The sequence below is a fragment of the Microbacterium sp. MYb64 genome, assembly GCF_002979495.1.
Lineage (GTDB): Bacteria > Actinomycetota > Actinomycetes > Actinomycetales > Microbacteriaceae > Microbacterium > Microbacterium azadirachtae_A.
This window is the reverse complement of sequence record NZ_PCOW01000026.1, coordinates 34,766-55,459: the sequence shown is the minus strand read 5'-3', so window position 1 is coordinate 55,459 and position 20,694 is coordinate 34,766. Positions and strand designations below refer to the sequence as shown.

General features: G+C 72.5%; 18 protein-coding genes. 13 read left to right on the top strand and 5 right to left on the bottom strand.

The window, feature by feature from the left end; all coding sequences use genetic code 11:
- The 7 genes from CQ044_RS17490 to CQ044_RS17460 form a co-directional block, all read left to right on the top strand.
- Window positions 1-718 (top strand): DUF4129 domain-containing protein (locus tag CQ044_RS17490; RefSeq protein WP_146116823.1); only part of this gene is annotated, 718 nt, incomplete at its 5' end.
- On the top strand, window positions 715-1,962 hold the full coding sequence (locus CQ044_RS17485; protein WP_258133361.1) for a DUF4350 domain-containing protein: 1,248 nt from the start codon (window positions 715-717) through the stop codon (window positions 1,960-1,962). The genes CQ044_RS17490 and CQ044_RS17485, both read left to right, overlap by 4 nt.
- A gap of 188 nt (window positions 1,963-2,150) precedes the next feature.
- Window positions 2,151-3,074, top strand: coding sequence for a MoxR family ATPase (locus CQ044_RS17480; protein ID WP_105689654.1), 924 nt, complete (start codon window positions 2,151-2,153; stop codon window positions 3,072-3,074).
- Entirely contained in the window at window positions 3,075-4,385 is a 1,311-nt protein-coding gene (locus CQ044_RS17475) for a DUF58 domain-containing protein (RefSeq protein WP_105689648.1), read from the top strand.
- 190 nt (window positions 4,386-4,575) lie between these two features.
- Window positions 4,576-4,995 (top strand): Fur family transcriptional regulator, encoded by a 420-nt coding sequence (locus CQ044_RS17470; protein WP_105689647.1) that lies wholly within the window; start codon window positions 4,576-4,578, stop codon window positions 4,993-4,995.
- Window positions 4,996-5,088: 93 nt separating this feature from the next.
- On the top strand, window positions 5,089-7,302 hold the full coding sequence (katG, locus tag CQ044_RS17465) for a catalase/peroxidase HPI (RefSeq protein WP_258133360.1): 2,214 nt from the start codon (window positions 5,089-5,091) through the stop codon (window positions 7,300-7,302).
- Between the two features lie 139 nt (window positions 7,303-7,441).
- Complete coding sequence (locus tag CQ044_RS17460; RefSeq protein WP_105689645.1) at window positions 7,442-8,218, top strand: aquaporin; 777 nt, start codon at window positions 7,442-7,444, stop codon at window positions 8,216-8,218.
- A 37-nt stretch (window positions 8,219-8,255) separates the two neighbouring features.
- Here the strand turns inward: CQ044_RS17460 and CQ044_RS17455 are convergent, their stop codons facing one another.
- Window positions 8,256-9,248, bottom strand: coding sequence for a stage II sporulation protein M (locus CQ044_RS17455; RefSeq protein WP_105689644.1), 993 nt, complete (start codon window positions 9,246-9,248; stop codon window positions 8,256-8,258).
- Window positions 9,249-9,264: 16 nt separating this feature from the next.
- Between CQ044_RS17455 and CQ044_RS17450 the strand changes: the two genes are divergently transcribed.
- Window positions 9,265-10,113: an RDD family protein gene (locus CQ044_RS17450; protein ID WP_105689643.1), complete on the top strand. Its 849-nt coding sequence runs from the start codon at window positions 9,265-9,267 to the stop codon at window positions 10,111-10,113.
- A 117-nt stretch (window positions 10,114-10,230) separates the two neighbouring features.
- Here the strand turns inward: CQ044_RS17450 and CQ044_RS17445 are convergent, their stop codons facing one another.
- On the bottom strand, window positions 10,231-10,437 hold the full coding sequence (locus tag CQ044_RS17445) for a DUF3499 family protein (protein ID WP_105689642.1): 207 nt from the start codon (window positions 10,435-10,437) through the stop codon (window positions 10,231-10,233).
- A gap of 107 nt (window positions 10,438-10,544) precedes the next feature.
- On the opposite strand from CQ044_RS17445, the gene CQ044_RS17440 reads away from it, so the two are divergent.
- Complete coding sequence (locus tag CQ044_RS17440; protein WP_235281556.1) at window positions 10,545-10,988, top strand: hypothetical protein; 444 nt, start codon at window positions 10,545-10,547, stop codon at window positions 10,986-10,988.
- Window positions 10,989-11,024: 36 nt separating this feature from the next.
- On the opposite strand, the gene CQ044_RS17435 is transcribed toward CQ044_RS17440, so the two are convergent.
- From CQ044_RS17435 to CQ044_RS17425, 3 genes are all read right to left on the bottom strand, one after another.
- Entirely contained in the window at window positions 11,025-12,425 is a 1,401-nt protein-coding gene (locus CQ044_RS17435) for a DUF5719 family protein (protein WP_105689641.1), read from the bottom strand.
- Window positions 12,422-15,688 carry a glycosyltransferase gene (locus CQ044_RS17430; RefSeq protein WP_181158371.1) on the bottom strand — a complete coding sequence of 1,089 codons (3,267 nt, stop codon included), beginning with the start codon at window positions 15,686-15,688 and terminating at the stop codon, window positions 12,422-12,424. Before CQ044_RS17430 ends, CQ044_RS17435 begins: the two co-directional genes overlap by 4 nt.
- Before the next feature lie 79 nt (window positions 15,689-15,767).
- Window positions 15,768-16,085 carry a WhiB family transcriptional regulator gene (locus CQ044_RS17425; RefSeq protein WP_082076464.1) on the bottom strand — a complete coding sequence of 106 codons (318 nt, stop codon included), beginning with the start codon at window positions 16,083-16,085 and terminating at the stop codon, window positions 15,768-15,770.
- Window positions 16,086-16,296: 211 nt separating this feature from the next.
- Here CQ044_RS17425 and CQ044_RS17420 point away from each other — a divergent pair, with 211 nt between their 5' ends.
- From CQ044_RS17420 to CQ044_RS17405, 4 genes are all read left to right on the top strand, one after another.
- The gene (locus CQ044_RS17420; RefSeq protein WP_105689640.1) at window positions 16,297-17,703 is read left to right on the top strand and encodes an O-antigen ligase; all 1,407 of its coding nucleotides are present in this window, start codon (window positions 16,297-16,299) and stop codon (window positions 17,701-17,703) included.
- Window positions 17,700-18,995: an O-antigen ligase family protein gene (locus tag CQ044_RS17415; protein WP_105689639.1), complete on the top strand. Its 1,296-nt coding sequence runs from the start codon at window positions 17,700-17,702 to the stop codon at window positions 18,993-18,995. Before CQ044_RS17420 ends, CQ044_RS17415 begins: the two co-directional genes overlap by 4 nt.
- Before the next feature lie 113 nt (window positions 18,996-19,108).
- Window positions 19,109-20,083 carry a glycosyltransferase family 2 protein gene (locus CQ044_RS17410; protein WP_105689638.1) on the top strand — a complete coding sequence of 325 codons (975 nt, stop codon included), beginning with the start codon at window positions 19,109-19,111 and terminating at the stop codon, window positions 20,081-20,083.
- Window positions 20,084-20,089: 6 nt separating this feature from the next.
- Window positions 20,090-20,677, top strand: a complete 588-nt coding sequence (locus CQ044_RS17405) for a hypothetical protein (protein ID WP_105689637.1) — start codon at window positions 20,090-20,092, stop codon at window positions 20,675-20,677.
- Window positions 20,678-20,694: the final 17 nt, after the last annotated feature.

Here is a 20,694-nt window from a genome sequence, read left to right as displayed (position 1 = left end):
CGGGATCCGATCGGCAATGATCGGCCGCGCCCTCCGCGTCGCGCTGATCGCCCTCCCCATGGCGGTCGGCGCGAAGCTCGCCGCGATCCCGCTGATCCCCGACGGCGACAGCGCTCGCGAGCTCGCCGAGAAGGAGCTGTCCAAGCCCGAGTACCAGGAGGCGAAGCCCACCCTCATCGATCAGTGGGCCCGCGCGGTGATCGATTGGCTCATCGACCTGCTCACTCCGCAGCACGCCGTGGACCTCGGCCCGTGGGCCGCGATCGTGATCGGCGCCCTGCTCATCGCCGCCCTCATCGCCGTGCTGCTGATCTGGGGACGTCCGCGCCGCTCGCGGACCGGCCGGACGGGAGCCGTGCTCCTCGGGTCCGCCGACGACCGCACCGCCGCGCAGCTGCGCGCGGACGCCGATCGCGCCGCGCGCGAGGGCGACTGGACCGAGGCGATCGTGCTGCGCTACCGCGCCGTCGCCCGGTCGCTCATCGAACGGGATCTCATCGCCCCGGCGCCCGGCGCGACCGCGCAGACGATCGCCCGCGAAGCGGCGGTGCCGTTCCCCTCGGAGGGAGAGTCCCTGCACGCCGCCGCCGTCGCGTTCGACGACGTGCGCTACCTGGGGCACCCCGGTTCGGCGGCCCGGTACCGCGCTCTCGTCGAGACGGACGACCGTCTGGGCGCCCTGCGTCCGCAGGCGCTGCCCGAGGCGGTGTCCGCATGAGCGCCGTCGCTCCCCCGTCCGTGCCGGACACGGCGGCCATCGGCGACGGATCCGGGCCCTCCGCCGACGCGCGGGGCGCCGGGACGCTCGTGCGCGCGCCTCGTCGGCTGCGCCGCATTCTCGGCTGGGTGCTCGTCTCCGCCCTCGTGCTGATCGTCGGCGCTGCCGGACTGCTGCTCACGGCCCCCTCGCCCGCGCAGCGCGACGCGCTCGATCCGGAACGCCCCGGCCCCGGCGGCATGCAGGCGCTCGCGCAGATCCTCAGGCAGCAGGGCGTCCGTATCGACGTGGTGCGCTCCCGCGCGGACGCCGCCGGCCGGCTCGACGCGCACACGACCCTGGTGATGAGCGATCCGTACACGCTGAGCGACGCGGCGGTCACGGAGCTCACCGACTCCGCGCACGACATCGTGCTGGTCTCCCCGAGTGCGCGGATGCTGCGGATGCTGCAGCTCGGCACCTACGGTTCCCCGTCCTCGCCTCCGACAGCGGGGGCCGACTGCGACGTCCCCGCCTTCGCCCATGTCGGGACCATCGCGCCGGGCCAGCTCCTCCTCCCCGACCCCGGAGTGACGGCCTGCTTCGGCGACGCGACCGACGGCGCGGCCGTCCTGATCTCGGAGGACGACAGCACCCGCCGCGCCGCGGTCGACGGTGCGGCGCTGTTCACGAACGAGCATCTCGCCGAGAACGGCAACGCCGCGCTCGGGCTCGCACTGCTCGGCGCGCAGCCGCACGTCGTCTGGTACGTCCCCTCCTACGAGGACTCCGACCGCACCGACATCGACGTGCCGAAGAGCCTGGCCGATCTCACCCCCGGATGGGTGACGCCCGTCATCGTCCTCGGCATGATCACCGCCCTTCTCGCCGCGGCGTGGCGCGGACGGCGCTTCGGGCCGCTCGTGGCCGAGACGCTGCCGGTCACGGTGCGCGCCTCGGAGACCATGCTCGGCCGGGCGCGCCTCACCGCGAAGGCCGCCGACGCCGCGCACGCGGCGGACGCGCTGCGCACGGGCACCCTCTCCCGTCTCGCGGCACGCCTGGGCCTCGCCGCCAGGGCGGACACCGCCGCGGTCGCGGACGCCGCCGCCGACCGGATCCGCGTGGACCGGGCAGGCGTCCGTGCCCTGCTCACCGGCCCGCTGCCCGGCAGCGATGCCGAACTCGTCCCCTACGCCCGCCGTCTCGCCGAGCTCGAGAGCGCCGTCGAGAACGCCGTCCGCATCGAAAGGAGCACCCCGTGACAGATGGTCCCGGCACCGACCCCGCAAGATCCGCCCCGCTCGGATATCCGCCGGCGCCGCCCGCCCCTCCTGCGGCCGTGCAGAGCCCGTCGGTGGCGACGCAGACACCTGCCCCGTACGCGACGACGGCAGCGCCGCACTCCCCCGCGCCGGCTTCCGGATCCGACGACGCCGCTCTCCGCCAGGCCATGCAGCGCGTGCGCGCGGAGGTGGACAAGGCGGTGGTCGGCCAGGCCGGCACCGTCACAGGACTGCTCGTGGCACTGCTGGCGAGGGGGCACGTGCTGTTGGAAGGCGTGCCCGGTGTCGCGAAGACCCTCGTCGTGCGGTCCTTCTCCCGCGCCCTCGGGCTCGACACCAAGCGCGTGCAGTTCACCCCCGACCTGATGCCGGGCGACGTCACCGGATCCCTCGTCTACGACGCGCGCACCGGCGAGTTCGAGTTCCGCCGCGGGCCGGTGTTCACGAACATCCTGCTCGCCGACGAGATCAACCGCACCCCGCCGAAGACGCAGGCGGCGCTGCTCGAGGCGATGGAGGAGCGCCAGGTCTCCTCCGACGGCGCGAGCCTCGCCCTTCCCGATCCGTTCCTCGTCGCCGCGACGCAGAACCCGATCGAGCACGAGGGGACGTACTCGCTGCCGGAAGCGCAACTGGACCGCTTCCTCATGAAGCTCGTGGTCGGCATGCCGGAGCGCGATGCCGAGGTCTCGATGCTGCGCCGGCACGCCGACGGCTTCTCGCCGCGCGAGCTCACGGATCTGCACCCCGTGGTGAGCGCCGACGAGATCCTCGCCGCGCAGCAGGCCGCAGGGCGCGTGCAGGTCACGGACGACGTGCTCGGCTACGTGGTGGATCTCGCGAGAGCCACCCGGCACTCCCCCTCCGTCCAGCTGGGCGCGAGCCCCCGCGCCTCCACAGGGCTGCTGGCCGCCGCGAAGGCGTGGGCGTGGCTGAACGGCTCGAGCGCCGTCACCCCCGACCATGTGCAGACCATGCTGATCCCGGTCTGGCGGCACCGCCTGCAGCTGCGCCCCGACGCCGAGATGGAGGGCGTCTCCGCCGACGCGGTGCTCACGAGCGTCGTGCAGCAGACCAGGGTGCCGATCTGAATGTTCCTCACCGGTCGCCTCGTCATCGTCGCCGCCCTCGGCGTCGTTCCGCTCATACTGCTCGACGCCCTCGGGGTGCCGCCGTGGTTCGTGCTGCTCGGCTGGCTCGCGCTGTGCGGGCTGCTCGTCGGCGTCGACGTCCTGGCGGCGGCCCCGCTCGGAGCGCTGCGTCTGACCCGTGAGGTGCCGAACCGCGCGCGGCAGCACGAGCCGGTCGCCACGACCGTGGTGGTGCAGAACCTCGGCGAGCGCCGGCTGCGCGGACAGCTCCGCGACGCCTGGCAGCCGACCGCCGGCGCCGCGGACCGCGGCAGGGCGGCTCTGGATCTGCCCGCGGGCGAACGCCGGCGCGTGCCGATCGTGCTGCTGCCGCGCCGCAGGGGCGAGCTGGCGAGCGAGTTCATCGCGATCCGCTCCCGGGGGCCTCTGGGCCTCGCGGGACGCCAGGGACGGCACAGGGTACGCGGAGCGATCCGGATCCTGCCGCCGTTCACCTCCCGGCGGCACCTTCCCTCTCGCCTGGCGCGACTGCGCGAGCTCGACGGCAACACCAGCGTCCAGGTGCGAGGACAGGGAACGGAGTTCGATTCCCTGCGCGAGTACGTGCGCGGCGACGACGTGCGCTCGATCGACTGGCGGGCCACCGCCCGTGCGGGCACCACGATGCTGCGCACCTGGCGGCCGGAGCGCGACCGGCACGTGGTGATCCTGGTCGACACCGGCCGCACGGCCGCGGCGCGCGTGGGCGACGGCACCCGCCTCGATGCCGCCTACGAATCGGCACTGCTCCTGTCGGCGCTCGCCCAGCGCGCCGGCGACCACGTGCATCTGCTGCTGTTCGACCGTGCCGTGCGCGGCAGGGTGAGCGGGGTGGACGGGCCGGCGCTGCTGCCCGCGCTCTCCGATGCAATGGCCCCCGTGCACGCCCGCCTCGTCGACACGGACTGGGGAGCCGCGTTCGCCGCGATCCGCTCCCTCACCACGCGGCCCTCGCTCGTCGTCGTGCTGACCGCGCAGGACGCCGTGGAGAGCGCGCGGTCTTTCCTCGGCGCCTTCCCGAACGCCTCGCGCGCGACGACGATCCTGGTCGGATCCGCCACGGACCTCTCGATCGACGAGCTGGCACGCGCGCGCGACTCCCGCGAGGACGTCTATCTCGCCGCGGCCGCCGAACGAACCCTCGCGGATGCCGCGCGCGTCGCCGACGCGATCCGGCGCGCGGGCGGCGAGCCGATCGCCGCGGATCCGGACGACCTCCCGCCCCTCATCGCGGACCGCTACCTCGCTCTCAAGGCCGCCGGCCGCCTCTGACCCCCGCACACTCCGCACACCCCGCACCCCCACCCCACCACCCGCGAGACTCCAACTCGGCGACGAGACTGCGCTACGCAAGCGCATTCTCGTCGCCGAGTTGGAGTCTCGCGGTCAAAGGAGGGGGGCGGGACACGCCAGCCCGACCGCAGGTTTTCCTGAATCATTCAGGAAAAGCTACCCTGGAGTCATGGACACGTCGGCGATCCTCCGCGGGGCGGGACTGCGCGTCACCGTGCAGCGCATCGCGGTGCTGCAGGCCCTCGCGCTCGCCCCGCACAGCTCCGCGGATCGGATCCACACCGCCGTCGACGGCGCCGGCATCGCCCTGCCCACCGTGCACGCGATCCTCGGAGACCTCGCGACGGCCGGCATCATCCGCCGGGTGAGCCTGCCCGACGCCGACCGGGCGCTCTTCGAGGTCGAGCCCGGCGACAACCACCACCACATGCAGTGCGTGCGCTGCGGCCGCCTGGAGGTCGTCTCCTGCGCCGTCGGAGCCTCCCCCTGCCTGCACCCCGCCGAGGACCACGGCATGAGGCTGCTCGAGGCCTCCGTCACCTACCGCGCGGTCTGCCGTGCGTGCGACGAGGCGCCCGCGGCCGCCTGACCGAGACTCGCGCCGCACCCGCCCCTGGACCACCGCCGGGGAGCGGTGCTCGGCGCGCCATCGACCGACCAAAAGAAGAGGAAAGGATCAGCCTTGTCTGAGAACACCTGCCCGATCGACCACGCCGGCAGCACGCCCGCCCCGCGTCCCGCGGGCGGCCGCACCGGCAACACCGACTGGTGGCCGGAGCGCCTGAACCTGCGCCAGCTCGCGAAGAACCCCGCCGTGGGCGATCCGCACGGCGAGGACTTCGACTACCGCGCCGCATTCGAGGCGCTCGACCTCGACGCCGTCAAGCGCGACATCGCCGCTCTGCTCACCGAGTCGCAGCCGTGGTGGCCTGCCGACTTCGGCAACTACGGCCCGCTCATGATCCGCATGGCCTGGCACTCCGCGGGCACCTACCGGGTGTTCGACGGCCGGGGCGGCGGCGGCACCGGCCAGCAGCGTTTCGCCCCGCTGAACAGCTGGCCCGACAACGTCGGCCTGGACAAGGCACGCCGCCTGCTCTGGCCCGTGAAGAAGGCCTACGGCAAGGCGCTGAGCTGGGGCGACCTGATGATCCTGGCCGGCAACGTCGCGCACGAGCAGATGGGCATGCCGACGTTCGGCTTCGCCGGCGGGCGTCCCGACGTGTGGGAGCCGGACGAGGACGTGTACTGGGGCTCGGAGAAGATCTGGCTCGACTCCAGTGCCCGCATCGGCACCGACGAGCAGGGCGAGCGCTCGCTCGAGAAGCCGCTCGCGGCCACCATGATGGGCCTCATCTACGTCAACCCCGAGGGGCCTGAGGGCAACCCGGATCCGGTGCTCGCAGCGAAGGACATCCGCGAGACGTTCGGCCGGATGGCGATGAACGACGAGGAGACGGTCGCCCTCATCGCGGGCGGCCACACGTTCGGCAAGACGCACGGCGCCGCGCCCGAGGCCGGCAACGTCGGCGAGTCGCCCGAGGGCGCGCCGATGGAGCAGATGGGCCTGGGCTGGAAGAGCAGCCACGGCGCCGGGCACGGCATCGACACGATCGGATCCGGCCTGGAGGTCACCTGGACCTATCACCCCACCCGCTGGGACAACGAGTTCTTCCACATCCTGTTCGCCTACGACTGGGAGCTCACCACGGGTCCCGGCGGCGGCAAGCACTGGAAGCCGACCGATGGCGCCGGCCTCGACATGGTGCCGGAGGCGCAGGGCGAGGGCCGTCGGGAGCCGCGCATGCTCACGACCGACGTGGCGCTGCGGGAGGACCCGATCTACCGGGAGATCTCGCTGCGCTTCAAGGACGACCAGGCCGCGTTCACCGACGCCTACAGCCGCGCGTGGTTCAAGCTGACCCACCGCGATCTCGGGCCGAAGGCCCGCTACCTGGGCGCCGAAGTCCCCGCGGAGGACCTGCTCTGGCAGGACCCGGTGCCCGCACCGGAGGGCGCGCCGATCGGCGCGGCTGACGTCGCCGACCTGGAGCAGCGCATCGCGGCGACCGGCCTCAGCGTGTCCGACCTGGTGTCGACCGCCTGGGCCGCGGCGGCCTCGTTCCGCGGCAGCGACAAGCGCGGCGGCGCGAACGGCGGGCGGATCCGGCTCGAGCCGCAGCGCAGCTGGGAGGTCAACCGCCCGGCAGAGCTCGCGCGCGTGATCGCGGCGCTGGAGGGCGTGCAGGAGGCGTTCAACGCGGAAGGCGGCGCGCAGGTGTCGTTCGCCGACCTCGTGGTGCTGGCCGGAAACGTGGGCGTGAAGCAGGCTGCGGCCGCCGCCGGGCGCGCCGTCGAGATCCCGTTCACGCCGGGGCGCACCGATGCGACGCAGGAGCAGACGGACGTCGACTCGTTCGCCTACCTCAACCCGCAGGCCGACGGCTTCCGCAACTACGCCAGCGACGTGGCCAGGGCGATCCCCGCAGAGGTGCTGCTGGTCGACCGGGCAGGACTGCTGACGCTCTCCGCGCCCGAGATGACGGTACTCGTGGGCGGCCTCCGCGTGCTCGGTGCGAACTGGGACGGATCCGCCTACGGCGCGTTCACGCACACCCCCGGCGTGCTCACGAACGACTTCTTCGTCAACGTGCTCGACCTGAACACGACCTGGAAGCCGCTGGATCCCGGATCCCACGCCTTCCAGGCCACGGACGACGCGACGGGCGAGAAGACCTGGGTCGGCACGCGCGCGGACCTCGTGTTCGGCTCGAACTCCGAGCTGCGGGCCCTGGCCGAGGTGTACGCGAGCGACGACGCCGGCGCGAAGTTCGTGGACGACTTCGTGAAGGCCTGGGTCAAGGTCGCCGAGCTCGACCGCTACGACGTGCGCTGACCGGATCCGCCCCTCCGACGGCCCGCCCCGATCCCGGGGCGGGCCGTCGCTCTTGCGGCGCAGGATGCGCCTTCGCCGGTAGTGTCGCTGACGGACAGCGGCGCCCGACTTCCCGCGGCGCCAGAGAGCAAGGAGCCCCATGTCCTCCTCCCCCGTCGACGCACCGGCCGCTCCGGCCTCGTCGCTCGCTCCGCGCCTGGTCGCGGAGGGCCTCGGCACGTTCCTGCTCGTGGCGGCCGCGATGGGCACCGCCCTGTTCGCGTCCAGCCACTTCACCGATCCGGGCGCGCAGGGCTCCGTCTACCTCGCCGTGGCGCTCGCCGTCGGCCTTTCGGTGCTCGTCGGCGTGTACGCATTCGGACCGATCTCGGGCGGGCATTTCAACCCCGCCGTCACGCTCGGCGCCGCGGCCGCGGGGCGGATCGCGTGGAGGGACGCCGGTCCCTACATCGTCGCGCAGTGCGTGGGCGGCGTCGTGGCATCGACGGTGCTGACCCTGATCGGCACGTTCGGCCCTGACGGCTGGCTGCCCCGAGCTCAGGACTCGGGCTTCGCGAGCAACGGCTGGGGCACTCTCTCCCCCGGCGGCTTCGGGGTGTGGGCGGCGATCATCGCCGAGGTCGTGTTCACGGCGCTGTTCCTCTTCGTGATCCTCGGCGTCACGCATCCGACGCGCGGCACCCCCTTCGCGGGCGTCGCGATCGGTCTGACGCTGACCCTCGGCGTGCTGGCGACCCTGCCGATCGACAACGCCTCGCTCAACCCCGCGCGCTCGCTCGCCACGGCGATCTACGGAGGAGTCGCGCCGCTCGCACAGCTGTGGGTGTTCCTGATCTTCCCGATCCTCGGCGCCCTGATCGCCGGCTTCACCTATCGCGCGCTCTTCGACCAGCCGAACCCCGCCGCGCAGGCGTGACCTCGGGCACAGGCCCGCCCTCGGACGGCGGGCCTGCTCAGCCGGCCACGAGCGTCGGCGTCCCCGCCTCGAACTCGGTGAGGTCGCCGCTCTCGCCCCGGCGCTGCGCACGACGGCCCAGGATCAGCATGTAGGCGAGGAAGACGGCGAGCGCGAGCGCGCCGATGCCGATCTTCACCGGCCAGGGCAGCCCCCAGCCGGTCACGAAGCCCTCGACCATGCCGGAGAGCCCGAGCGCGAACACGAGCCCGATGGCGACCGTGCCGAGCGAGCGTCCTGCGACCGCGAGCGCCTCGCCGCGAGTGCGCTCCCCCGGCACGAGCCAGGCCCAGAAGATGTGCAGGCCCGCCGCTGCGGCGACGAAGATGCAGGTGAGCTCGAGCATGCCGTGCGGCAGCAGGTAGAGGACCACGACGTCGCCGCGGCCGAACGCGAACATGATGCCGACCGCGAGGCCGACGTTCACGGCGTTCTGCATGAGCACCATGACCGGCCAGATGCCGGTGACCCCGAGCAGCACGCACTGCGCCGCGATCCAGGCGTTGTTCGTCCACACCATCCCGGCGAACTCGGCGGCGGGGTTCTCGGTGTAGTAGTCCGTGAAGGAGTGGTCGGCGTAGTACTGCAGGTCGGCCTTGGATCCGAGCGCCGCGACGAGAGCCGGATCCGAGGTGATCCAGATCGCGACCCCGACGATCACGGCGAGGCTCGCGAGCGCGATCACCAGGGTGGTCCAGCGCAGCCGGTACAGCGCGGCGGGCAGCTGCAGCGTGAAGAACCGGGTGATCTGACGGAGCACGTTCTCGCTCTGCCCCGTCAACCGCAGTCGCGCCCTGGCCAGGATCGTGGAGACGTGCGCGCTCTGCGGCGAGGAGCCCACCGAGCTGCGCAGGTCGGCCAGATCCGCCGAGGCCGCACGGTAGCGCGTGATGAGCTCGTCGACACCCGCGCCGTCGAGCGACTGCCTGCTGAGTTCGTCCAGGCGCGCCCACTCGCGGCTCCTGGCATCGGCGAGTGCGTCGGCGTCCACGTGTTTTACTGTACCCATGTCGGATGCCAGCGCCTCGAACGCCGTGGGCGCCGCGCACTCGATCGCGGCGCTCGACAGTGACGACGAGGTGCTGTCCGGTGAGGCCGTCGCGATCGAGGTCCAGCCCGTCGGCCTGTTCTTCCGCACGCTGGGCGCGCTGATCGACGTCGTCCTGAGCTGGGCGGTCTTTCTCGGGTACATCGCCGTGCGCTACTGGATGCTGGGCGCCTTCGGCGATCCCGCCCTCGACCGGATCCTCGCAGTGCTGGCCCTGGTCACGGCGTTCGTGATCGTGCCGTGCACGATCGAGACCCTCACGCACGGCCGCAGCCTGGGCAAGCTCGCCGTGGGCGGACGGATCGTGCGCATCGACGGCGGTGCCGCCGGCTTCCGGCACGCCCTCATCCGCTCGCTGATCGGTGTGTTCGAGACCTATCTCACGTTCGGCGCCGTGGCCTTCCTGACCGCGGCGTTCACCGCACGCTCGCAGCGCCTGGGCGACCTCGTCGCCGGGACGTACAGCCAGAAGGTGCGCACGCCGCACCTGGCCGCGCGGGTGCTCATGATGCCCCAGGGGCTCGAGTCATGGGCGGCGATCGCCGACGTCGCACGCATGCCGGATCGGCTCGCGCGGCGGATCTCGCAGTACCTGGACAGCACGCCGCAGCTGCTGCCCGCCGCCAGGGCGCGGATCGCGCATGAGCTGCTGACCGAGGCATCGGCCTACATCTCTCCCCTGCCGGCTGCTCCCCCGGAGGCCGTGCTCGTCGCGGCGACCGTGCTGCGCCGTGAGCGGGAGCGCCGAGCGCTGGCCCTCGCCGACGCGCGCGTACAGCGCCTCAGCGGCGTCGACGTCGGCGCGTGATCAGTCCCGCCGGTCCCTGAGCGAGCGCAGCGAGCCGGTCCCTGAGCGAGCGCAGCGAGACGGTCCCTGAGCGAGCGCAGCGAGACGGTCCCTGAGCGAGCGCAGCGAGACGAAGGGTCAGGCCTGCAGGGTCTCGTGCCGGACGACGATCCAGCCGGCCGGCACCGAGAGGCGCTCGGCGTGGATCGCGCACAGATCGTGCGCATGCGGGTCGTTCTCGGGGCCGAGCGGCCCGAGCGCCGCCATCTGGTCGCCGTAGTCGTAGGTGAGGGTCGCCACGGCCTCGCGCGCGCAGCCCACCTTGGAGCAGAGTCGTCCGTACATCCCCCTCAGGCTACGGGGCCCGCAGGCGTGCGCCGGGAGGCCGCGCGCACGGCCGCCGGATCCGCCCTCCCGCCGCGGAGCACCCCGGCGACGCCTAGACTGGCGGCATGCGCCGTGCCCGCCCCTCCCGCCGCGCGGTCGTCCCGCGTCGTGGCGACCGGCACGGCCGCCACGGCCGCCTGGGCCGCAGCTCCGTCGTGCGGCCACCGCTGCCTCCCCTCGACGGACGACTCGACACCTTCGATCTGCACGTCGGATCCGCGGTCGAGCTGCTGCGCTCGATGTGGCCGGATCTGCGCCCCGTGCGCATCGAGATCGCCGCGATGCCCACCCACTCGGATCCGGACGGGCTGCCGCGATGGCTCGTGGACACCCAGGCGCAACGGATCGTGCTGTTCCGCGTGCCCATCGAGCGGCTCCTCGAACCCGGACACGACGACGCATCGCATCGACGTGTCGCGATCGAGGGCGCGGTGTTCCGCGCCGCCGCGCAGTACATCGGTCGCGAGCCGTGGGAGATGGATCCGCGCGGCTTCGACACCGACGAATGAGGCGTCCGGCGCTTCGAACGCCGTGGCCTCCGCCCCCTAGCGCTGGTAGACCGTGATCGGGGCCGCCGCGGCGTCCGTCGCCCAGACCGGATATCCCGCCAGCAGCCCGATGCCCGAATAGACCACCGCGGCCCTGACGGCCGTGGGAGACGAGAGCGTGTACGTCGTGGAGGCGCTGAGCGCGACCGTCGCTGCACCGTCCGGCTGCAGCGCGACGCGCTGGGTCGCCCCGCCCTGGAGCGGGGTCAGCTCGACCGTGGTCGCCTCAGCGGTCGCGTTCTGCAGATGCAGCTGCGGCGCCGGCCCCTCCGCCACGGCGAAGGCCGTGGTCCCGGTGAGCAGCGGCGCTGGCGTCATCCAGGCGAAGTCGGATCCCTTGGCGAAGCCCGTGGTCTGCCAGGCCGCGGCGACCACCGGGGTGCTCGACTTCACATCGATCGCGTAGAGCCCCGGCTTCAACGCGGAGAAGTTGACGGAGCCGACCTGACCCGCGGTGAGCTTCACCGTCTTGGGGTCGCCGACCTTGCTGCCGTTGGCCGCGTTGCGGGGCTGCAGGGTCACGGTGGCGTCTGCGTCGGGCGCGAGCAGGCGTACGGCGGTCGAGGCGTTGTCGTCGTCGTCGGAGCCGACCAGGGCGCGCACGCCGAGCAGTGAGAAGTCCTTCTGCGGCTGCGCGATCGCGTCCTGCACGTCGATGCCGACCGGATCCAGGGTGCGGATGAGGCTCGACTGCAGCGCCGCGCGCACCGGGGCGCCGCTCGAGGTCACCTTGACGACCGGGCTGCTCTCCCCCGCGGAACCCGCGACGAGCGGCACGGTGGACTGGGTGCCCGCGGGCACCACGAGCTCGGAGGAGTGCGTGCCGCCGGCGGATCCGTACTCGGTGAACGTGACGGTCGCGGTGACCGCCCCCGGGTTCGCGATCAGCAGGATGTCGCTGGAGCCGGTGGTGCCGGCACCGCCCACGATCCAGGACTCCATGCTGGGCGGACGGCAGGCGGATGCCGCGAAGCCGGAGAGGTCGTCGGCGGAGACCGTCACCGACTGGGCCGCGGCGACGAGCGCGGGCTCCCTGTCGTGCGGGGAGGCCGTGAACCCTGGAGCCGCGGTGGCCCCCACCACGTCGGACATGCCGAGTTCGGCCGAGGTCAGGTCCGCGCCCTGCGAGGCGCCGCTCACGAGCTTCGGCGTGCCCGCCACGCTGAGCTGCGAGGCCTGAGCCGCGTCGCGTCCGAGCGCGAGGAAGGATCCTGCGCAGCTGAGCAGCGTGTCGCCCGCGACCGGCTTGACCGTCGTGTGCGCGGGCGCGCGCGCGATCGTCGGCCAGGCTGCGGGGATCGCGATCACGGCACCCGCGACGCAGGCGGCGGAGACCACGATGCCGGCCGTGAGCCTCGCGCCGGTGGCAACGAGACGGACGGAGGTCCTGCGGCTCATGCGTCTGCCTCCTTCGCGGGCGTGGATGCGGTCTCGGCGGCTGCGGCTCCTGGCTCCTCGGGATCGTGATCGTGATCAGGACGGGGTTCGGGATCGGGATCGCCGCGGTCCGGTTCCGGGTCGCCCGATTCCGCAGCGCTGTCGACTGCGCCCTGCTCGGGTGCCTCACCCGCCGTCTCGATCGCGGCGGCCGGCTCTGCCGCCGTCTCGGTCGCGTCCGCATCGGGCTCAGCGGCAGCATCGTCCGGCGCCGCCTCGCGCGCTGTCTCCGCAGCAGTCTCGACGACGACCGCAGGGGCCTCGGCGACCGCCACGGACTCGCCCGCGGTATCGGACGCGGATACGGAATCGGATGCAGCCGCCTCGCCGGGCGCGGCCACGACGGCGGGGACCACGACGGACGCCTGCGCGGCCTTGCGCTTCTTCGGAACGCGCACGGGGCGCTCCCGCTTCGGCTTGACCGGGCGGGGAGCCCGCTCCGGCAGCACGCCGACGGCGCGGGGAACCGCTCGCGCCGCCCGGCGCGAGGCACGGGTCGGGATGGAGAGCAGGAGAGCGGCGAGCAGCACGATGAGCTCGACCGTCCCCACGAGCTGCGCGGTCGCGCGCTGCCCGACGCCGAGCCCCGCGCGGGCGGCGGGTTCGGCGTCCATGCGCCACAGGACGCCGCGGGCCGTCTCCCCGACGCGCACGAAGCCCGCACGCTGATCCAGGGCGGTCGCGGACTGCAGCCGCAGCGAGCGCTCGGCCGACGTCTCCTTGTCGGTCCCCGCCTGCAGCAGCACGAAGCGCACGCCCAGGGCGCCGAGCGCCTTGGGCGCGTCGAACTGCCGCGCGGAGACGAGGTCGACCGTCAGCTCGGTGTAGTCCTTGCCCGGCACGGAGGTCGCGGCGTTGATGATCGTGGACTGGGCGCCGAGCGTGGCGCTCGCGCCCCAGACGACGGTGCTGGCGAGGGCGCCGTCCGACTGCGCGCTGAGCACGAGGGTGCCGAGCTCGCGATCGGCGCGGGCCTGCGCATTCACGTAGGCCGGCAGCGTGGTCAGGTCGCCGCGCTGGATGGTCGCGGTCCCCGCGACGAACGACACGGCGGTCGGCACCGCGCACACCACGACGCCGGCGGCGGCGATGAGCGCGGCCGTGCTGCGCAGGGCAGGGCGCGTGATCGCGCAGTCCAGGGTCACGAGAGCTCCGCCCAGCACGCCGATCCAGGCGAGGCTCAGCCCTGTGCCGGGCCAGAGCGGCACGGCCTGAGACTGCGCGAAGGCGACGGTGACGCCGACCGCGGCGAACGCGGTGGCAAGGCCCGCGGCGGCGACGAGGAGGGATCCGATCCCGACGCTCCAGCGACGCGTGATCGTGGAGACCAGCGCGAGCACGGCGAGCGGGGCGGCCAGCCAGAGCACCCAGGAGGCGTCCTTCATGCCCAGGAGTGCGGGCCAGCCCGCCTGGTCCATGGTCGGCAGACCGGCGAGCAGCGACAGCCGCCCTGCCGCGTCCGCGGTCGCCTGCGGCGCCACCACGATCGCGCCGGGATCCGACAGCAGCGCCCACAGGGTTCCGTGCGCCGCGTGCCAGATCGCGAGGGGGGCGAACACGACGACGGCGGGCACCAGCACCCAGACCATGCGCACGGCGCCGCGCATCGAGCGGCGCGCGAGCAGCCACACGATGGCGACGAGCCAGAGCAGCACGAACGCGGGTGCGAGCGAGGGCGCGCAGGCCAATGCCGCCGCGGTCAGCAGAGATGCGGCCCCTGCCGCACCCCAGGAGCGCTGGGCGACGAGAGCGGTGTGGAGCACCCACGGCAGCAGCAGGTGCAGCAGCACCGCGGCCGGGCGCCCCTCGGCGAGGGCGATCAGGAAGGTGGGCGCGAGCGCCCACACGACACCGGCGAGAATGCGCAGTCCCGGCTTGTCGGTGATCCGGGTGGCGGCGAACCATCCGCCGAGCACGGCGAGAGGCAGAGCGGCGACCCAGAGCAGCAGCAGCGCGTAGGAGGGCGATCCAGGCCAGAGCGAGCCGAGGACCGCCAGCACACCGGAGAACGGATCCGCGGGGCCGACGACGTCGACCCCGAACCCGCGCTGCCCGTAGGCGGCGTCGCGCCACAGCGCCTCGACGGTCTGCCGCAACGGCAGCAGCGCCCCGCCGCCGAGGGCGGGCCAGGCCAGCAGCGAGGCGAACAGCGCGACACCGGCGACCAGCGCGGCGAGCACCGCCCAGGCGCCGCCACCGGAGAAGAATCCGAGGTCCTCGTGCACGCCGGCCTCGGTGCCGTGACCGTCGTCCAGGCGCTGGCGCAGCTGCGCGCGGGTGACCCGGAGCGGGGCGATGCTCGCCCAGCTCGCACTGCGGTCGGCATGGATCGCCCGGCGGGAGCGCGCGACGGCGGATCCCGAGACCATGGCGACGGCGGCCGCGCCCCATTCCGGGAGCACGGCGGCGGGACGCTTGCCCGTCAGGTGCGTGAGGGAACGCCACAGCGCGAGCGGCAGCAGCGAGAGCCAGTGCAGCGGCACCACGGCGGCGGGAGCGTAGCTCAGGCGCCGGTGCAGCTGCGCGCGGCGGCGGGCGAAGGCGTCCGCGGCGGTGCCCTCCGCCTCCGCGCCATCATCGACGGCGATCCGTGCGCCCGCGGCGAGCACCATGCGGCCGCCGGCGAGGCGTGCGCGAATGCCGAGGTCGAGCCCCTCGTCGCGTCCGCCGAGGCCCGCGTCGGGGCGCAGTCCGCGGCCGCCGCGCAGGAGCAGTCCGCGCGCATCGGCGCCGAGCGCGTCGTCCATGCCGTCGTGCTGCCCCTGGTCGAGCTCCCCGTGTGCGGGGTCGACGGCACGGCCGAGGCGGGTCATGCTCTGCCCGAACGACACGATGCGGTGCTCGTCGAGGGTGCTGACGAGCTTGGGGGCGGCGATCGCCGCCGCCGGCGAACGCTCCAGCGCTCCGGCGAGCTGCGCGAGCGCCGCGGGGGCGGGAGCGCAGTCCTCCGTCAGGATCCACAGCGCCGCATCGGCGGCCACGCGCGGGAACGCGAGGGCCACTGCCTCGGCGAGCGTCGTGGACGCCTTGGTCTCGATCACCGCTTCCGCCGCCTCGGCGACGCGGGCACTGGCCCGCAGCGCGCTCGAGGAGCCGCACGCGACGATCGTCAGTGCATCCGGCCGACGCGTCTGGGCGGCGAGCGCATCGAGGGCGCGCAGCAGGCGCGCGAGGGAGGTCGCACCCGAACGGGCGACGAGGACGGCGTGTACTCGGGCAGACATGACGGGGTCAGCCTAAGCGGGCCACCGCCGGCAGGCGGGATGGGACGCGGGCGCGTCCCGGATTTCCCGGCAGAAGCATTCAGCCGGCGCGGCGCTTGAGCTTGCGGCGCTCGCGCTCGGAGAGACCGCCCCAGATCCCGAAGCGCTCGTCGTTGTTCAGCGCGTACTCGAGGCATTCGCCCCGCACGTCGCATGTGGTGCAGATGCGCTTCGCGTCGCGGGTCGAGCCGCCCTTCTCCGGGAAGAAGGCCTCCGGATCGGTCTGCGCGCACAGCGCGTCGCTCTGCCACGCGAGTGCGTTGTCGTCGCCCTCGGTCGGGCGACGGACGCCCGGCACCCCCAACTGGACCGGATCAACGAACCAGTCGTCAGGAACGTCTGAACGGTATGCCGTCATGTCGCCCTCTCCCTCGTATCCCCCCGGGTGCCCCGCGGGCCGCGTTGCACTACTAATTACACCCGTGTCATTCGCCCTGGTCAAGTCGCGGATCGTAAACCCTCAAGCATGTGTTGAACGTTCTTCGCCGCCTACGGCGTGTCGCACCGGCGTGTCGCGGGCCCGGCCACGATCCCGACGTCACAGGACGCGGGCGGTACTCTGAACCACGATGGCGCAGCACTCCCGACTCTCCACGGCACTCCCGCCGAGTGCTCCGGCACGCGAATCCACCGGGCACCTCTTCCTGCGCGCGCACATCGTGCTGCTGCTCTTCTGCGTGTTCGCGCACACGGCGATCTTCAATCTGCTCGGCGCGGACGGGGCGGGCGCCGTGCTGGGCGTGCTGATCCTCGGCACGCTGGGGCTCGCGATCCCGCGCATCGCGCTCGCCAGGCCCGCACGATTCCCGTGGCGCCGGATGCCGTGGACGGCGCTCGGCTACACGGCGCTGGCCCTGCTGTCGGTGTCCTGGTCGGGCTGGCCGTGGGCGACGCTGCTCACCTGGACCCTGCAGGCGGCGATCACCGTCGTCGCCCTGTTCATCGCGTTCACGCTGAGCTGGCACGAGATCGTGCGCGCGCTCTCGAGCGCGCTGAAGTGGATCCTCGGACTCTCGCTGCTGCTCGAGCTGTGGGTCGCACTCGTGATGCGGCATCCGCTGCTGCCGTTCTTCTCGGATCTGCCCGCGGGCAAGCCGGACCCGCACTGGTACTGGGTGCGCGGCGACCTGTTCGACGGCGGTCGGCTGCAGGGCATCGTCGGCAACTCGAACACGCTCGGCATCCTCTGCGCCTTCGCCCTCGTGGTGTTCGCGCTGCTGTACGCGCAGGGAGCGCGACGCAGGCCTGCCCTGCTCGTCTGGATCGTGCTCGCCGCCTTCTTCTTCCTCCGGGCGGGTTCCGCCACCGCCTACGCGTCGTTCGCGGTCGGCGCGCTCGTGCTCGTCGCGGCCCTGCTCATGCGCCGCACGCGCACGCCGCGCGGACGCACGCGCTTGTACGCCCTGTTCACCGCCCTCGCCCTGCTCGGCGTCGCGGCCGCGTGGTTCGCCCGCGACGTGCTGTTCGGCGCCCTGGGGAAGTCCTCAGACCTCACAGGGCGCCTCGAGATCTGGCGCAAGGTCTGGACTCGCGCCGTCGAGCGTCCGGTGTTCGGCAACGGCTTCTCCTCCCCGTGGGTGCCGTGGGACCCGGCGTTCCACGACTGGATCATCGATCACCGCATCACGGTGTTCATGGCCCACAACATGTGGCTGGACGTGTTCCTGCAGCTGGGCCTCATCGGCGTGCTGCTCATCGCGATCGCCTTCCTCGCGTTCGCCTGGCGCGCCTGGTTCTTCGCCGTGGACCGCCCCCGCTGGGATCTCGTGCAGGACCGCCCCTACGCCGCGCTGTCGCTGCTGCCGACGATCCTCGTCGCGATGCTCCTGGTTCTGGGGCTCGCGGAATCGACGCCGATCATGCTGTGGGGCTGGCTGCTGCTGATCCTGCTGTCGTTCAAGATGAAGATCTCGCCGTTCGTGGGATCCGGTCCCGGCGAGGGCGCGCCGCCGCAGTCGCGCCGGCGGACGGCATGACCACTCCGCGGCGACGCCTGGCGAGGACGCTCGCCTCGGTCGAGATGGCGCGCGCCTACTCGGCCTGCGCGCTGCTGAGCGTGTTCGGATCGTTCGCGATCGCGGCATTCACCTCGACCGCGACCCTCAACACGATCATCGCCGTGCTCTGCGTGATCGGCGTCGGCATCCTCTGGGTGCGCCGCGAAGAGCTCAGCCTGCTCCGGCTCGCGCCGTCGACGCTGCTCGCATTCCTCGCCTGGACGCTCGCGAGCGCGGTCTGGTCGACCGCGTCAGCGGCCTCCCTGAAGGCCTGGGCCGCCCTCGCCGGATACGCGGTGATCGCGGTCGTCGTCGGCCACATCAGGGACACCCTGCAGACCGTGCGGGCGCTGGGGGACGCGCTGCGCATTCTGCTCGGCGCATCGCTGATCGCCGAGATCATGAGCGGGATCCTGCTGGACATGCCGTTCCACTTCCTCGGCATCCAGGGCGAGCTCGCGGCGGGGGGACCGATCCAGGGCCTCTTCGGCACGCGCAACATGCTCGGGTTCATCGCGGTCATCGCCGTCATCACGTTCGTCGTGGAGTGGCGCTCGCAGTCGCTGTCGGCGGCGATCGCGATCCCGTCGGTGGTGGTGGCGGGGTTCATGGCGCTCTTCTCCGCCTCCCCCACCGTGCTCGTGCTCGCGGCCGCCGTGGGCGCGGCGAGCGTCGCCCTGGTGATCGTGCGGCAGGCCCCCGCCGCACGCCGGCGCCCTCTGCAGTGGGCGATCGGCGGCGTGGTCCTCGCTGTGCTCATCACGATCGCGATCTTCCGCACCCGCGTCATCGCCGTGCTCGATGCGGGCAGCGACTTCAACATTCGTGTCGAGCTGTGGAGCAACCTGCTCACCTACGTGCAGCAGCGCCCCGCACAGGGGTGGGGCTGGTTCGGCCTCTGGAGCGACGCGCTCTACCCGTTCAACTCCATCAACTACTTCACCCAGGACCACCACGGCAGCGCGCTGAACGCGTTCTTCGACACCCTGCTCCAGGTCGGGGCCGGCGGCCTCCTGCTGTTCTGCCTGCTCGGCGGGGTCGCCCTCGTGCGCTCCTGGCTGGTCGCGAGCGTGCGCCGCTCTGTCGTGTACGCCTGGACTCCCCTCGTCCTCGTCGCCCTCGCCGTCGATTCGGTGTTCGAGAGCTTCACTCTCGTCAACGCCGGGTGGTTCCTGCTCGTGCTGTGCGCCCTGCGCGCCGGCCAGTCCCGGTCCTGGCGGGAGAACATCGACGCCGTGCAGACGAGCTCGACCCCGCTGCCGGACCACTGACGCGCCGGCGCGCCACGGGCGGGCTGCGAGGCGCGCGCACGCGTTCGCAGGGTTGCACGGGCTTCCGCGGGTAGGCTGAAGACCTCCCCTTCACCCTCTCTGGAGCGACATCCGTGACCCCTGACCGCCAGAACGGCGCCGCCGGCTTCGACCCGGCCACCGCGACGATCGTCGTCGTCACCTACAACCGCTCGCACCTGCTGCAGGGACTGCTGGACAGCATCGTGCAGATGGACCCGAAGCCGGGCCGCGTCGTCATCATCGACAACGCCTCCTCCGACGACACCACGGACGTCGTCGACTCCTACCGGTCGCGGATCGACGCGGAGATCGTGTATCGGCGCCTGGAGACCAACACCGGCGGATCCGGCGGGTTCAGCGAGGGCATGCGCACCGCGTACGAGCTGGGATCCGAGTGGATCTGGATGATGGACGACGACGTCGAGGTGCTGCCGGACGGACTGGCCCGCATGGGCGCGTGGGCCCCGAGGTTCAAGAGCATCCAGGGCCGCCGCTACGACTACGACGGCAGCGCCTTCTACTGGCAGTACCGGATCGCCGAGCGCATGGGCATCCCGATCCCGTTCGCCCCCGCCGGTTTCGACGCCACGGGGTTCAAGCCGATGAACAGCGGCTGCTTCGAGGGCATGTTCATCCACCGCTCGATCGTCAAAGAGATCGGCCTTCCGGATCCGCGGTTCTTCATCTACTGGGACGACCAGATGTACGGCTGGCTCGCCTCCCGGCGCACGCAGGCCGTCATCGTCGACGAGTTCGTGCTGCGTCGCACCCGCGAGATCAAGCAGTGGGACATGGGCGTGCGGCACATGAACGCGTCCAGCAACGCCTACCGCTACTACATCATGCGCAATCGCGCCTACCTGAAGCAGTATTACCGCGTGCACCGCGTGTACAACCCCGTCCTGTTCGGCCTCGGCACCGCGATGACCTTCGCGAAGGAACTCATCCGCCTGGTGTTCGTCGAGCGGACCGTGCGCGGCACGAGCAACCTGTTCCGCGGGCTGCGCGACGGCGGCCGGATCGGCCGCGACCGCAGCTGGCGCCCGATGCCCGCACTGGAGGACTGAGGACTGATGAGCGAGCAGAAGCCGGAGGCCGTCTGGGTCTTCCCCGAGGAGCCGAAGAAGCGCGGCGGCCGCATCGCCCTGATCATCGGGCTCGTGGTGGCGGCGCTCGTCGTGGCGGCCGTCGTCGTCCTGTTCCTGATCCCTCGCGGTGACGGCGTCCCGACCCCTACGACGAGCCCGACGGCGTCGAAGACGGCGACCCCGAGCACCTCTCCGATACCGACCGTCGTTCCCACCGACCTCCCGACGGCACCGGTGACAACACCTCCCCCGGTGCCCGACCCGTCCGTGGACGCTTTCCGCGGGCAGGTGCAGCCGCGACTGGACGACGCGTCGACCGGGCTCGAGCTGGTCCAGAGCCAGAGCGGTGACGCCGCGGTGCAGGTCGTCGACTCGCTGCAGAACGATGCGCAGAACCTGGCCGGACAGCCCGCGCCGACCGCGATCGCGGCGCAGTGGGGTGAGGCCGTGAACGTCTACGCCGCCCGGCTGCAGTCGCTGCGCTCGGCGTATTCCGGCGAATCCGACACGTCGGGCGCGCTCGACGACGCGAAGGTCGCACTCGGACAGCTGCGCTCGCTCGTCGGACTCTGATCGGGCGCAGGTCCGCG

Bases quoted from the DNA above. Each gene is read 5' to 3' on its own strand.
- CQ044_RS17485 (WP_258133361.1), top strand. From the start codon at position 715: ATGAGCGCCGTCGCTCCCCCGTCCGTGCCGGACACGGCGGCCATCGGC.
- CQ044_RS17480 (WP_105689654.1), top strand. From the start codon at position 2,151: ATGCAGCGCGTGCGCGCGGAGGTGGACAAGGCGGTGGTCGGCCAGGCC.
- CQ044_RS17475 (WP_105689648.1), top strand. From the start codon at position 3,075: ATGTTCCTCACCGGTCGCCTCGTCATCGTCGCCGCCCTCGGCGTCGTT.
- CQ044_RS17470 (WP_105689647.1), top strand. From the start codon at position 4,576: ATGGACACGTCGGCGATCCTCCGCGGGGCGGGACTGCGCGTCACCGTG.
- CQ044_RS17460 (WP_105689645.1), top strand. From the start codon at position 7,442: ATGTCCTCCTCCCCCGTCGACGCACCGGCCGCTCCGGCCTCGTCGCTC.
- CQ044_RS17450 (WP_105689643.1), top strand. From the start codon at position 9,265: ATGTCGGATGCCAGCGCCTCGAACGCCGTGGGCGCCGCGCACTCGATC.
- CQ044_RS17445 (WP_105689642.1), bottom strand. From the start codon at position 10,437: ATGTACGGACGACTCTGCTCCAAGGTGGGCTGCGCGCGCGAGGCCGTG.
- CQ044_RS17440 (WP_235281556.1), top strand. From the start codon at position 10,545: ATGCGCCGTGCCCGCCCCTCCCGCCGCGCGGTCGTCCCGCGTCGTGGC.
- CQ044_RS17435 (WP_105689641.1), bottom strand. From the start codon at position 12,425: ATGAGCCGCAGGACCTCCGTCCGTCTCGTTGCCACCGGCGCGAGGCTC.
- CQ044_RS17430 (WP_181158371.1), bottom strand. From the start codon at position 15,688: ATGTCTGCCCGAGTACACGCCGTCCTCGTCGCCCGTTCGGGTGCGACC.
- CQ044_RS17425 (WP_082076464.1), bottom strand. From the start codon at position 16,085: ATGACGGCATACCGTTCAGACGTTCCTGACGACTGGTTCGTTGATCCG.
- CQ044_RS17420 (WP_105689640.1), top strand. From the start codon at position 16,297: ATGGCGCAGCACTCCCGACTCTCCACGGCACTCCCGCCGAGTGCTCCG.
- CQ044_RS17415 (WP_105689639.1), top strand. From the start codon at position 17,700: ATGACCACTCCGCGGCGACGCCTGGCGAGGACGCTCGCCTCGGTCGAG.
- CQ044_RS17405 (WP_105689637.1), top strand. From the start codon at position 20,090: ATGAGCGAGCAGAAGCCGGAGGCCGTCTGGGTCTTCCCCGAGGAGCCG.